This window comes from Sphingobacterium spiritivorum ATCC 33861 (assembly GCF_000143765.1).
In the GTDB taxonomy this organism is placed as follows: domain Bacteria; phylum Bacteroidota; class Bacteroidia; order Sphingobacteriales; family Sphingobacteriaceae; genus Sphingobacterium; species Sphingobacterium spiritivorum.
This window is the reverse complement of record NZ_GL379770.1, coordinates 1,326,533-1,341,203: the sequence shown is the minus strand read 5'-3', so window position 1 is coordinate 1,341,203 and position 14,671 is coordinate 1,326,533. Positions and strand designations below refer to the sequence as shown.

General features: G+C 41.7%; 8 protein-coding genes. 1 reads left to right on the top strand and 7 read right to left on the bottom strand.

Annotation, left to right across the window (positions count from 1 at the left end; genetic code table 11):
• Window positions 1-76: 76 nt before the first annotated feature.
• The 3 genes from HMPREF0766_RS05850 to HMPREF0766_RS05840 all read right to left on the bottom strand — a co-directional run bounded on the left by HMPREF0766_RS05850 (window position 77) and on the right by HMPREF0766_RS05840 (window position 4,957).
• Entirely contained in the window at window positions 77-1,114 is a 1,038-nt protein-coding gene (locus tag HMPREF0766_RS05850) for a YncE family protein (protein ID WP_002994576.1), read from the bottom strand.
• Between the two features lie 117 nt (window positions 1,115-1,231).
• Complete coding sequence (locus tag HMPREF0766_RS05845; RefSeq protein ID WP_002994575.1) at window positions 1,232-2,515, bottom strand: hypothetical protein; 1,284 nt, start codon at window positions 2,513-2,515, stop codon at window positions 1,232-1,234.
• Between the two features lie 18 nt (window positions 2,516-2,533).
• Window positions 2,534-4,957, bottom strand: coding sequence for a TonB-dependent receptor (locus tag HMPREF0766_RS05840; RefSeq protein WP_002994574.1), 2,424 nt, complete (start codon window positions 4,955-4,957; stop codon window positions 2,534-2,536).
• Between the two features lie 287 nt (window positions 4,958-5,244).
• Here HMPREF0766_RS05840 and HMPREF0766_RS05835 point away from each other — a divergent pair, with 287 nt between their 5' ends.
• Window positions 5,245-7,101, top strand: a complete 1,857-nt coding sequence (locus HMPREF0766_RS05835) for a M60 family metallopeptidase (RefSeq protein ID WP_236590528.1) — start codon at window positions 5,245-5,247, stop codon at window positions 7,099-7,101.
• Between the two features lie 143 nt (window positions 7,102-7,244).
• Here the strand turns inward: HMPREF0766_RS05835 and HMPREF0766_RS05830 are convergent, their stop codons facing one another.
• From HMPREF0766_RS05830 to HMPREF0766_RS05815, 4 genes are all read right to left on the bottom strand, one after another.
• Window positions 7,245-9,077, bottom strand: coding sequence for a RagB/SusD family nutrient uptake outer membrane protein (locus HMPREF0766_RS05830; protein ID WP_037459630.1), 1,833 nt, complete (start codon window positions 9,075-9,077; stop codon window positions 7,245-7,247).
• Window positions 9,078-9,104: 27 nt separating this feature from the next.
• A complete protein-coding gene (locus HMPREF0766_RS05825; RefSeq protein WP_002994571.1) occupies window positions 9,105-12,563 on the bottom strand; it encodes a SusC/RagA family TonB-linked outer membrane protein in 3,459 nt (1,152 codons plus the stop codon).
• A 143-nt stretch (window positions 12,564-12,706) separates the two neighbouring features.
• A complete protein-coding gene (locus HMPREF0766_RS05820) occupies window positions 12,707-13,870 on the bottom strand; it encodes a FecR family protein (RefSeq protein WP_002994570.1) in 1,164 nt (387 codons plus the stop codon).
• Window positions 13,871-13,932: 62 nt separating this feature from the next.
• Entirely contained in the window at window positions 13,933-14,460 is a 528-nt protein-coding gene (locus tag HMPREF0766_RS05815) for an RNA polymerase sigma-70 factor (RefSeq protein ID WP_002994569.1), read from the bottom strand.
• Window positions 14,461-14,671 lie beyond the last annotated feature (211 nt).

The following is a 14,671-nucleotide window of genomic DNA, read 5'->3' as shown; positions in this document are numbered from 1 at the left end:
TGATTTCTATATACTGTCCGAAGAAAAAAGTCATCTCCAAAGAGATGACCTTTACTCAACCAACACACTTGCAGTGTTATAAACTTCTTACGATTTTCATAACTGTATTTCCGTTTTCAACAGGCTCGCCTTTACGGCCGACTTGTTTATTTGTTACATACACAGTTCCGTTACCGGCATTAATGCTGATGGTATTAGGCAAACCCTGTGTTTCAATACGTTCCAGGATTTTATACGTTTTCATATCCACAGCAACTACCTCCTTTTTATTACGGTTGGCTGCATACAGCACATCTTTATCCGCATCATATGCTATACCAATAGGAGAAGCATCATATCCCAGATAAACTTTATTAATGATTTTGCCTGTGCCGCTGTCTACGACGGTAATATTATTATCATTTGACTGACTCACAAAAATGCGGTTGCCGCTCTTATCCAGAGTAATATTCAACGGGCAGTATGACCAGGTCTGAAATTTAGATTCAAGGACTCCGTTATCCGCATTATAGACCAGGATATTTCCTTCCATGGTCTCCGAATCCGTAGCATATACTTTACCTTTTTCTGCATCAGTAGCCAATCCTAACAAAGAGCCACCCGGATATTCCATAAAGGACTGTATGCTTTTGGAATCCCCGTTGATCACCCATATAGACGGATTACCGTGATCAGATACATACACTTTATTGCGGGATTCATCTACCGTCAACTCTCTGATCTTAGACTTGCTGCGTTCATTCTTGATCAGCTTTACCTGTTTTGTTTTAAGATCTACAGCACTTACCACACTCTGGAGCGAATGACCGACATACAAAGTCTGTGTCTTATTGTTCAGCGCAATTCCGAAAGGCAGGTTTTTGCCTACATTGATGGAATCTACTACAACGAGATCTTTACCGTTAAGTACATAGATGTAATTATCCACTTCTTTATTGAAGCCTGATTTCGGACCGGCTACGTAAACCTGATCCAGACTCGGATTATAGACCAGCTGATAGACTTCACTGTCAATTTTTTGTTTTTTATCGATACGGAAAAGCGGAGTTTTCTCCTGGGCCTGAACGGCCACTGTGGCAAACAAAAGGCCACATACAACAAATATCTTCTTCATTTTATTAATAATTAGACTCAATATAAATAAGTAGCGTAAGTAAGCGTTTACCGAAGGTCAGGATACAAAAAAAGGCGTACCGAATCCGGTACGCCCTGTTTCATAGGTACTAATATGTTACTTGGTCTGTACTTTGACAAATCCGGATACTGCCCCACCTACATTTACAGAGAAGGAACTGGTAGCCGTATTATTAGCTGCATTATATTCATAGTATCCGTTTTCACCTGCTTTTGTAGCACCGCGAAGCAGAATTTTTCCATCTACTTCTACTGCAACCATAGCAGCTCCGGGATTTGTTCCGGTTGGCACTCCTGCTATGGCATTGAATTTACGGTCGCTTACATTCAGGGAATAGAATTTCCAGATATCTTCACTGTTAATATTACCGGTAGCTCCACCGGTTAGCTTCTCTGTATTGAGTGTGAAGATAAGACGTCCGTCTTTCGCAAATACATTGGTAAATTTACCATCATCTGCAGCTCTGAAATCACTGAATTTAAGTTCCCATGAACTATCAATATCTGTTTCAGCAGCTTTGATACGTACAATCTTGGATTTACCTCCTACAGCTGTACGGCCTTGAGTAACGATATACAAATCGCCATTGGTATCAAAGTCATACATATGGTTCTCATTGATATATGCGATACTTCCTGTTTCCTTTATGGTAATGGTTTTTTCATATGTACCAGTAGCTATATCGACTACAGCCAGATACACATCTGTATAGAAATCATCAAAAAATCCAACCTGACTTGCATCATTTTTAGCATAAGTAAGATTGACGTATAATTTACCAGCTTTTATGGCTAAGAATTTTTGTCCGGCAGCTCTGAATTTAATCAGCGCTTCGTCCTTCCCTCTTGCATTCACTGCTGCTGACAGGTCTATAGAACCTGTATTGACCATAGTTGCAGGATTGAATTTCTGTACTTTCAGAGGCTCTGCAGCATCCCAGTAATATCCTGCATTATCGTTCTGAATAACAAGATTGCCCGTTCCAAAGTATTTTGCAGCCTCTGTCGGTATCTTGGAAGAGATAAACTTGCCTGCTGTGACTTTTCCGTCTTTGCTGACCTCAATTTTTTCTATGCCACTTATATAGCCTGCTGTACTGAACATTTTGAAAATCATATTATTATGTACACGCCATCCGCCCATACCCTGCCCTTCCAGTGAATTGGCAGTGGCATTGGAGATAACTCCTGTGGGATAGGTCGCAAAAGAACTTATAAACCCGCCTTTATTGCCGCTGACGCGATCGGCCAATGTGATCAGTACATACCTGGAAGAGGCTTCTTCTACCGGCGGTGTCGGATTGTCATTTTTACTGCAGGCCGTTGCCCACAGACTCAGAACTCCCAATGCAATACATCCTATTAGATTCCGTTTTTTCATATACTTGTGTTTTATATTTTACGATTGTTTTAAATTCAATGTATAGGTCAGCTTAAGGTGGTAACTTCTACCTGCACGCTGGATTTTGTAATAATCAAAGAGCCTGGCATCTCCTATATTTTTCACTTCAGCCCCCACTGTGAGTCCGTTCCGGATAAAATGATAGGTAAATCCTCCCGACAACAGATTCTGATTAGGAACTATATTTGTAACCGGAACACCGGCAGTTCCGGACAATCCCAGAAAACCACCTGGCTCCAGATCACGCGGGATATTATTGAGGTAAAATTCGCGTATGAAATTCCAATTGAAATATGGTCTGAAAGTATCACCGCGACTTCCCCAGCCGTTGAACTGCCCATAAAGGCCTGCATTTGAAAAGAAATAAGGAGTATTACGCAGTCGCGTACCTTCTATCCATTTATATAATCCTTCTTCTACATCTGCCATACGATTGTCCTGCCAGGAGGCATTTGCAGAAATACGGAGCTGCTTAGTCAACCGGTATTCTGCATCGATATCAAAACCATAGCCTCTTACATTATCCAGATTCTGGTATTGTGCAAAAGGAGCCTGAACCGGCACCAGCAGAATGAGTCCTTCAGTCTTACGGTAAAAACCAGCTGCTTCTACAGACCAGCTTTCACCTCCATAGCGATAAGCCAGATTAATATTCAGACTTTTCTCCGGTTTCAGTTCAAAATTAGGAGCTCTTGTATCATTGTCACCGAAGATTTCAAAATCTCTCGGCAAACGATTGGTCCATTCCAAAGAAGAACGAACAAAGCTGTGGTCATTAATCTGGTATTTGACTGCTTCAGATGCTCCCCAGTTATGTCCGCTGTAGGAAGTGTAATCTTCCAGATTACTTCTGTTGCTTAGAAAACCATTAATGCCCTTTGTGCGGAAGTAAAAATGTTTGGCCGTCACCTGATTGGTAAGCCTGCCATCCATCCATTTGGATTCCCACATAAGGCCGGATATGATCTTATTGTAAACGGCTTCTTTGCTCAGGATGTCGATATCAGTTCCATTAAACCGCATCCCGTATTTGTCTTCTCCCGTCCGATTACTATAATTATATACAAAATTATATTCCAGCTTATTATGATTATTTATATCAAATATTACATTAGTTCTGTTCATGATATTCCGGAAGTTAATATCCGACAATGCCGGCCTCGGACTTTCCCCTATACTATTTCCCGGGGTGAAAGTACCGTACCAATCATAGGAACCTTTTACCGTATCCACCCGGGCTCTGTTTATAAAACTTACAGATGCAAACTGATCGATTTTCAACCGCTGATCCATAAGACTTTTTGTATAACGCAGACCTGGCACCCACCCCTGATTGTAGACCATGACTGCACCATAAGGAATTGTCATAAGTGCGGGATGCTGTGAAGCACGGTCTACATCGTACCGTACCAGAGAAAAGCGGAGTTCATCTGCCCAGCTTCGGTTTCGGACTCCGGCATATGCTTCTACAAAATACTGTTTATAGCTGTTGTGAAATAAAGGTACACGTACCGGGACAAGATTGGCATTTTGGTCCACTACAGATACATCTACCTTGTAATCATTTCTGGAATTATTATAAAAGGCCTCAAACCCACCAAAAGTACGATTCTCACTACCTGTCTTCATTGCTGATAAAGAAGCAATATGTGTCCCGAAAGAGGCGATCTCGTACGAGGCATCCACTTTTGTTCCGACAATTTTCTTACTGACCATATTGATTGCTCCTCCCAAAGCGTCGCCTCCCAGAGAGACCGGAACGACTCCCTTATATATCTCGACCCTATCCAACAGATTGACCGGAACATTGTTAAGTCCAAAACCTCCTCCAAGATATTCTAATGGGATTCCATCTCTGAAATACTGTACTGAATTACTCTGAAATCCATTGATGGAAAGGTCAACTTCATTACCCAGCCCGCCACTCTGTCTCACACGTATTCCGGGAGATCGGTTTATAAGTTCTGACAAAGTAGCCGGTTGCTCCTGAGCAGCTGTGGCATCCACCACTACAGCGCGTATGGCCTGCGTCTTACGCTGTTGTTTTTCTGTAATGACATCAACTTTTACTTCAGTTAAAATTCGGTTATCTTTGGAAACAAACACATTAAATTCAAAGACATTCTTGTCTGAACTAAGTGCTAACTGTAATGTAGTATCCCGATATCCGATTGCTGATATCCGTAATATTGCTTTTCCGGCTTTATTATTTTTAAAAACAAAGCTTCCCTTTTCATCTGTAGATACTGTACTTTGTCCTGTCAGAGACACAGTCGCTCCTACCTGTGGTTGCCGGTCTTCTTTATCCCTTACTGTCCCACTGACCGTAATATCCTGCTGTGCTATCCCGGTAAAAGGTAGCAGTGAGAGATAACATATCAGTATTTTTCCGAGCCACCCGAATCCTGTCCGAAATGTCATTGTATTTATTTAGATTAAATTAAAATAAATACAAACCTAAGACTATTATCTGCAAATAGCAAGTGTAAATCAAATTTATTATAGGCCAATAAACCTAAAAGCGACTGTATGTAAGCTCATTTAAAAGGATATACACGGCTAAAAATCCGATCATATACTTTATTTGTAGCTATAACGTTTTCGTATTCTGCGCAAACGATTGTGCTTCAGTTGGTCCTGTCATTTTGGTTAGATTTAGGCTAACTAACAAAATTATAAATCATTTACAAACCTGTAAACTCATGATTATGAAAAACGTAAAGACACTCAGTTTGTCGCTCTCCCTGTGCCTTCTGAGTCTAACCTCCTGCAGTAAAAATTTCGGTCCTGAATCCAAAAAGGCAGATCTGGCTCCGGGATTAACAAAAGTTGCGCTGGCCAGTTCGGCCACCTATTTCAGCAATATTAAATATGAAAGTACAAGCAAATTCACGATCCGGCAATCTACCGAGTACGTCACAGACGGCAACCGCCTTCGTACTGCCTTATCCTACAGCGACTTTGATCCCACCGGATTAAAACCTATAGCTGGCACTGCTCTGCAGGTGCAGGTAACTTTTCATGGCGGCAGCACAGTCAAACCTGTATTGATTGTCGGTACGCCTGAACTGGATACCGAACAGACTTATACACTGAATGCCGGTCTGAATACCATAAATCCTACTCTGATAAAAAACATGTATCTGCAATATGTCTCCGCAACTCCCAATACGAATGACAGTGTAACTGTCGAATTTATAAGCGGCTATACACAGGTCCCTTTGTTCAAACTGGGGCAGACTACAGCTGCTGAATGGGCAGATCAGCTCACAACCTTCAGCGATGCAGAATACGTCACGCTTACAGGACAAAAGAATTACATCCTTCTCACACGTAGTCGCTATAACAATTATACCAGTACAGATCCCAATACAGTGCTTGCTGCTGTAGACCTGATTATCAGTCGTGAAAATGAAATCAGCGGACTGGATAATAGCAGCACTTTACACAGAGAGCCTGACGGAAAAGTGTGTATAATTGAAAAAAACAGCGGCTATATGGATGCGACACATAAGGGTCTGGTAAGACTCACAGGTGCTGCTGCCTGGGATAAGGTATTCAAGGCTAAAAACATCGTGAGCGGATCCACGGTAGATCAATGGGGGCTCTGGCATGAAATAGGTCATTTACACCAGTTGTGGCCGATCACACCTTATACGGTACTGGGTGAAGCTGCACCTAATATTTACGCTTCCTACACCAAAAAGTATTACGAACCGACATACCGCTATGTATCCGGAACAAACTGGATGAATGCAAAAGTCTATCTTGCTCAACCTGATGCTGCTAAGAATCTGGCAGCAGCTGAGAATTACACCAAACTGATGATGTTTGAACAATTGATGCTGGCTTTCGGCGAAGACTTTATGAAGAACTTACATAAGATGGTCCGTGAAGAAATCGGCATAACCTATCCGTTGCCTAACAGAAATACGACTAATGTAGATGAAAGACTGGGAGCACTGGCTTTTTATGCTTCAAAGACATCGGGTAAAAATCTGACTAATTTCTTCCAAAAATGGGGATTTAATCTTTCTTCGAGCCGAATTGCCCTGATCTCTGCCTTAAATCTTCCTGAACCGGCAACCGATGTGAGTCTTATCAACTCAGATGATGCTTTAATAGAAGGAGCTTATTACTCCCTGAATTCCAAATTAAATCAAAACACGGTATTGACAGTCAAAAATGGTGCTACTGCTAACGGAACAGTAATAGAATTAATGGATAATGCCACTCTTAATAATTCTAAACTATGGTTGGTTCGCAAAGCGAATGCTACGGAATATAATTTCAAAAGCAGGCTGGACACCAGCAAAGTAATGGCTGTAGCTGCAGCCGGCACAGCCAACGGGACACAAGTCCGTATATGGACGTATGATAACGGGCCTGCACAGCGTTGGACAGCCAATAGCAGAGGTACATCGACCTTTTCATTTACTCCTGCCTGCGCACCTTCTTCCCGACTGGATGTCAATGGCGGCAGTACAGCCAATGGTACAAAAATACAGATATGGGCCACCAGCAGCACAGATAAACAGGACTTTGTTTCCGTTATTCAGTTTTAAGGAATTACAAAAATAACCGGGGCTCAGAAAAAGGACTGCACTTCTATTTACGAACCCACCTTTATGACTATAAACAAAAAAGGGTGTGGAAATCCACACCCTTTAGCCTACTATATAAACTAAACAATTACAATCTATATTTTTTAATAACCCGGATTCTGTACTAGCAGTCTGCTTTTTTGTATTTCGGTCAACGGAATCGGATAAAGATACATTGCTTTAGAAAACAGTCTGGTTTCGATCGGAACACGTTTATAGAAGCCACTTAATGTAGGGGCTTCCATATTCATTCCGAACACCTGCCCTCCCTGCTTGTATCCCTCAGTCTCAGCCAGCATCCAGCGACGCACATCAAAGTAACGCTGTCCTTCAGTAGCAAGCTCTACCCTGCGCTCTCTACGGATAGCTTCTCTAAGTTTCTCCTGTTGGCCAGAAATGCCGGGATTGATATCTTTTAGCAAAGGGATACCGGCACGGGAACGCACACGATCAATGTATTCTATGATATCCGGATGAGAAGGATCTACCTCATTCAGGATTTCAGCATACAATAAGTACAGGTCTGCCAGTCTGTAGATAATACCCGGTCTGTACTCGCTTTTCGGATTACTGCCCTGATCATATACTTTCTTGCTCAGTCTTTTGTAAAGAATTGTTCCGGCTTTAGGGTAGATCTTTGTCAGTGAATTATCGGAGTTACCGCCTTTCTGAAAAGTAATAACTTCATTGCCGACATGCCAGTTGCGGGTATTATAGAATACTGTCTGATAAAAACGTGGTTCTCTGTTGACATACATATTATATGTCCCTACTTTGGTACGGCCGGAAGGGTCATCTCCGGCTTTGGAAAATCCCTCTTCTACATATTTAGGTGATTCTTCAATACTTTTGCCGTCAATCATAAAGAAATCATCCACCAACTCCTGCAAAACAGAAAGATATCCTGTCGTGGTACCGCCTCCGCGGGCACCTCTTGGCACCGAAAAGCCATCCACTCCTGCGCGTGGTACAGATCCCCAGGATACATCCGAACGCACAAATATGGTCTCTTTGTTATACGTCATAAATAACTCGTACAGACTTCTGTCCGGATTGTATTTGCCGGCATCATATACTTTATAGAGTTCATACACACCTGAGTTGGCATAATCAATGAATTCTTTAGCTGCAGTGAGTGCTCTGTTCCATTTTTCTTTAGAATATGCCGGAAACAATTTCTTACCATCTTTATTACTGAGATTCAAGGCTTCCTGATACCCGCCATTGTAAAGCGGACTCGCAGCATAGGCCAGTACGACAGTCCGCAGTGCGCGTGCAGTTCCCTTTGTAGGGACAGCCAGATTTTGCTGGTCTGTCAGATTGGGATCTTTGAGATCTGCAATACATTCTATCAATTCTTTGTCGATAAAGTCTACGACTTCGTCTACCGAATTCCGGGCGTAGTCAATATCTTTCTGTGACGGATCTGCTATCGTATTCATAACCGGTACAGGTCCATAAAGTTCGAAAAGCAGAAAATGGTAATAAGCTCTCAGGAAACGGGCTTGTGCCTTTAGTTCGTTTACCTCTTGTTGCGCCAGAAAATCTGCATCCCCCTTATTCGGGATCTCCTTTACATTTTCCAGAAAAACGTTAGCCTGCCTGATCTGCTGATAGAGCGACCATCGTCCTAAGGTAGTGGAACCGGCATTGTACAGAAATGTATTGTCGTCTGTTCCGTCAGAAGTCTTGTCGATTTCGTCAGACATCTGCGGCCAGGGCAGATTCAGTCCTGTGAGTCCGCGGGCGTAGTCTGCAGTATTGGGTATACCTGTGTAGATATTTCTATGAAATTTGCGCACATTGGCAGGATTGGAAAATATCTTTTCCATATCCATCTCTTCGGCCAATTCGTCCGAAACATTAAGATACTTCTCGCAAGATGAGAAAACCATTGTCAGACTGATGCAGATAAATAGTTTAAGTAATGTTTTCATATCGTGAATAATGAATGTAGTAATTAATTAAAGTGTGATTTCCAATCCGAATGTCCATGTACGAGGCAGCGGATATTTGGTACCTGCCGCGCTGTTACCCAGTTCCGGATCATACATTTTCACTTTGTCCCATACGTAAAGGTTCTGTCCCATAATATAAAAGCGGGTATTTCTGAACTTCAGGCGTTCGATTAGAGATTTGGGCAATGTATAACCGATCTCTACATTTTTCAATCTCAAAAATGAAGCATCCCGTACCCACCAGGTTGTAGCAGTATTGGTATTTCCCAGGTTCTCAACACGGACACGGGGAAAGAAGACATTATCCGAAGGATTTTGTTCAGTCCAGCGGCTTTCCAGTATTTCCTGTCTGACATTACTTTCCGTCAATCCCCACTGAAAAGGAAGAAAAGCATTTCCCTGGTTATTAAGATTGGTCGAAACATTATTAGCGCCCTGGAAAAACACACTGGCATAGATGCCTTTGTATTGCAGATTAAGTCCGAATCCATAGATAATTTCCGGCACTATAGGATTGGCAACATCCTGCGAACGGTCAAATTCGTTTACAATCCCATCGCCATTCAGATCTTTGAACTTCAGGTCGCCCGGCAAGGGACTAGGCATCGTCGTAGCTGTAGGAATTCCATCTTTCAGCGTATATTGTTTTTTACCGTCAGTACCCAGCGTTACATTGAAATCATTTTCTCTGTAAAGACCATCGGAAATCCACATACCGTTCAGTGCATTGATACGTGTCCCTGTCGTATTCATCCACGGATGTAACTGCGGGATTTCATCCATTTCTATTATTTTGTTGCGGGCAAATGTAAAATTACTCAATGCTCCTATTTTGAACTCGCCGAAGGTATGGTTGATATTCATTCCTCCTTCTATCCCTTTATTGGTAACTACACCAAAATTCTGGAAGGGAGCCTGTCTGAATCCGGCTACACCGGATATCGTACGGCGCTGCATCAGAATATTGCTTCTTCTGTTGTCAAAATAATCTACCTGTAAGGTAATGGAGTTATTGAAAAAGCCCAGATCTATACCATAGTTTCTTTTAATCTCAATTTCCCATGAAAGCGAAGGTGAAGCAAAGCGTCCTTCCACTATACCATTTATTTTATTCAGTGTCCCGGTACTTCCTATACCCCAACTGTAGCCGTTGTCTGCAGCATCTGAAAATGTAGGGCGATACAGGAACCGTGCACCTCCGGTGTCATCGTTTCCGGTTTTTCCTATGGATGCTCTCACTTTCAGATTATTGATCACTTTCTTCAGCTCATTCCCGAAAAATGGTTCATTGGAAATATTATATGCAATACCTACAGCCGGGAAAAAACCGTAACGGTATCCTTCTGCAAATTTTTCTGATCCGGTGATACCGAAGTTGGCTTCTATAGCATAACGGTTATCAAAAGTATAGACTCCTCTACCTATATAAGCCTGTTTACGTACCGCTAAAGCATCCGAATTGGACTGTTGCTCTTTCTGGTATGTCAATAGCATCCCGTTTACCTGATGCTTATTCCCAAACAAACGGTCATAATTGATGGCGGCTTCCATATAGATTTTTTTCAGCCCTGAGCTGGTTTCCTGTGGCTCTCCAATGGTAGTTTCATTACTGATCTGTTTGAAAATCAGCTTTCCGGTATCATCTCTTCCTGTTGCATAGAATGTTTTTGGCGCTTTGTATCGCGACATATTGAAGAATCCTTCTGAATCGTAACTGATTGTACCTCTCACTTTCAGCCCTTCTGTCAGGAAGTCCAGCTTTTGGTTAAGGTCTACTCTGGACTGGATAAACGAACGCCACTCTTTGCGGTATCCGTATTCCATCAGCTGGTTGTAAGGATTGACTTTATTGGCATCCTGTGCAGGATGGCCGGCAAGTGTTCCGTCTGAATATTTTGCAGGAAAGAGATACGGAGGGATTCTGGAAAAACGTTCAAAAATATTTGTTGCCGAATTGTAAGGATAGTTCCCCTGTAGATACTGACCACTGAGATCCACTCTTAAAGAAGTAGTTTTCGTCACATCCAGATCTATATTTGAACGAAGATTGTATCTCTTGATACCAGCATTGTTATTATAATCATTGGATACTTTGTACAGCCCGCTTTCACCGAAATAAGCACCGGACACAAAGAATTTCATACGATCTCCTCCCCCTCTGAAGCTCAGCGTATGTCTCGTGTTGTTGGTGTTTTCTTTCATGAGTAAATCCCACCACTGGCTATTGGGATACAGATCAGGGTCTTCTCCGGATCTGTACTTAGCAATCAGTTCATCCGAAAACATAGCTGATTTACCTTCATTCATAAGCCCCTCATTGTAGATACTCAGATAGTCTGCTGAACTCGCAAACTTAGGGATACGTGTAGGTCTGAGAGTAGTGTATTCTCCGCGGTAAGCAATAGTTGTTTTCTGTGCAATACCTCTTTTGGAAGTAATTAACACGACACCATTTGCACCTTCGGCACCATAAACGGCTGTTGCTGCTGCATCTTTAAGTAAGGTGAACGTTTCGATTTCATCCGGTTCTATATCATTCATAGTACGCGGTATACCGTCCACCAGTATAAGCGGGCTCGTCCCTCCGGAGAAAGAGCTGGTACCCCGTATCCAGAACTCGGAGTTGTCATATCCCGGTTCGCCGGATCGCTGTACAGCAATCAGCCCCGGTAATTTTCCCGCCAGACTGTTGCTCAGACTCCGGTTGGATCCTTTCAGCTCTTCTCCTTTTACTGTTGCGACAGAACTGACCAGACTTTGTTTCTTTTGCGTTCCGAATCCGATAACCACGACTTCATCCAGTTGTGCATCATCTTTTTCAAGAAAAATATCAAATGCTGTCTGCTTATTTATTTGTATCTCCTGACGCTTGTATCCGATCATACTGATGGTCAGTACAGCATCGGGTGGCACCATCAGAATAAACCTGCCATTGACATCTGTGGACGTGGCTATAGTAGGCTTGTTTTTGACTTGTACAGATACTCCCTGAATGATACCTGTGGAATCCCGTACAATTCCGCTGATCGGAATCGTCTCCTGTCTTCTGGGTTTATCGCTCTTTTTGATAGCGATATTATTCTTCACGATTTTATAGGTAAATCCATTGTCCTTTGCCAGTGTGGATAGTAACTGATCCAGCGGCATTCCAATAGCATTTACATTAATTCTGCCTATTTCTTCTACTTCTTTACGGTCATAGAAGAATACATAATTTGAGCTTTTCTCGATTTTGTCAAAAACCACTTTTAACGGGACCTTACGTTCGTGTAAAGTAAATTTCTGGGCAAATACGGTGGCTTTACTCTGTCCTATTGCTATACATGCAAATAGTACGAATAGTTTGAGTTTCATGATTACTATACGATATTGATAGATGTAATGTCCTGTTCGCTCCATCGCGGGCACGAGATAAGAGCAGTCTTTTCCATGCCCTAATGCTTTGGGCAATTGATTAATTTTCATTAGTTTTGGTTAGGTTAAGTGAATACATAGCACACCCATTTAGATGTATTTGGTACATGGATCTATCGGGCATTGTTTTTACTTGAATAAGAGGGTTGTTAGTAGCAACCCTTTTTTTAGTTTTAAAATTTCTATCTCATACTTTAATTTATAATTAGGTTTTTGATTGTATTTCTGTTTTCTATCTCACATTTGATTCCGGTAAAATTGAGCTGTCCCACCAGTTCATTTAGCGTCATATTTCTTTTCATTTTTCCGGCCCAGCTTCTGTTTTCATTTGGATTCGTAAAAATCACTTTCACATTGTACCAGCGTTCTACCTGTTTCATCACTTCGACCAGACTATTGGATTCCGTGAAATCAAAATATCCGTTTTTCCAGGCGATATAAGGAGAAGGGTCAACTTTCATCTTTCTGAACTGCTCTCCGGCTACAGTTTGCTCCCCCGGTTTCATATACAGTTTTTGGTTAGTTTTGTGATTCGTTATTTCTACAGATCCTTCTACCAGTGTGGTTCTGCTGTTTTTGTCATTTGCAAAATCTGTCATATTGAATGAAGTACCCAGCACTTTTACTTCCTGCCGTCTGCTTTTAATAATAAATGGCCTGTCCTTATCTTTAGCTACCTCAAAATATGCTTCGCCATCCATTTCCACGAGTCTTCTGTCTTTCTCAAATCCTAACGGAAATTTTAATCTGGAAGCAGCATTCATCCAGACTCTGGTCCCATCTGATAGTGTAAGTTTATAGGTAGCTCCTGCAGGTACGACAAGTGTCTGATATAATCCAACAGCTTCTTTGTTTTTATTGGTATTTCCGAAGGATATCATGCCTTTGTCTATGTTGATATTAGCATCCAGTTGTTGCTTTACTTCTTTTTGAGCGTTCTCAGGTGTTTCGAGATCTATTGTCCCGCCATTTGCAAGCACCAGATAAGCTTTATCGGCCGCCGGATACACGACTGTATCTGCGGACACCTTCTTTGCGGTCAAAGGTTGTTTGTCTATTTTTGGAGAGCGAAGGAATAACAGTCCGGTGGCCGTTATTAAAACGACCGCAGCCGCTACGGCTGGCCAAAGCCAGCGTTTAGTACTTTTCTTTTGTTTTAGGGGTTCGTTACCGGCAAATTGCTGTTGTAATTTTGTCCATGACTCCTGTTTCATATCAGAAAGACGATCCTCAGAAACAGGCAGATCATGCTGACTTATCTGTTCCAGATATGAATTAAGCAACTGTTGTTCTTTATCAGTCGCTTCTCCATTGAGACATTTACGTATAAGCTCTTCGATTTGCGTTGGGTTCATCATTCTTTATTTGATATAAAGAGTGAGAAAGCTAAAGTAGGTAGTAGATAAAAAATATATTTTTTTTAAAGTTTTTTCTTCAAAACTTTTAACACATTGTTAATCTGCTTTTTAACAGTGTTTTCTGAGATAGCTAATTTCGCTGCAATCTCCTTTTGACTCAGCTCTTCTTCTCGGCTTAAGAGAAAAACCTCTTTCATCTTTGCAGGAAAGGTTTGAATCTGTCCCTGTATATGTTGGTTTGTTTCGGAAGCATATATATGTTCCAGGGCGCTATGCTGTATCCGATTTTGAAGGTGAATTGCAATATCTTCAGCAAGACGTCTGATCTCCTTTTGCTTTTTGAGTAAAGCCAGGGCATTATTTCTACAGACCATAAAGAGGTAATTATCCAGACTTTCGATAGTCTCCCAACGATCTCTTATCTTCCATATTGCCATAAAAGAATCCTGCACGATATCCTGCGCTTCTGCTTCCTCGCCGACTATATTGTAACAGAAATGTAACAACTTCTGCCACTGCCGGTCATGCAGCTTACGCATTACAAATGCCTCTTCTTTTTGACGAAAATCTATTAATTGACTATCTGCCATATCATTTCACAACTTAAAATTCTCTCTGGTCGATGGTCTTAAAATTGGTGTCTACTGTTCTTCCAACCAATTTAGATAATAAATTTCAATATCAATGGGCTTAGTTAATAATTTTCATGGCTTAATACCTGATTCATCTGTATATCAAAGTCTTTTACATTGACCAAAATAGCAACGGAGCCTTACCAGCCTGGCAAAGCTCCGTCAATTA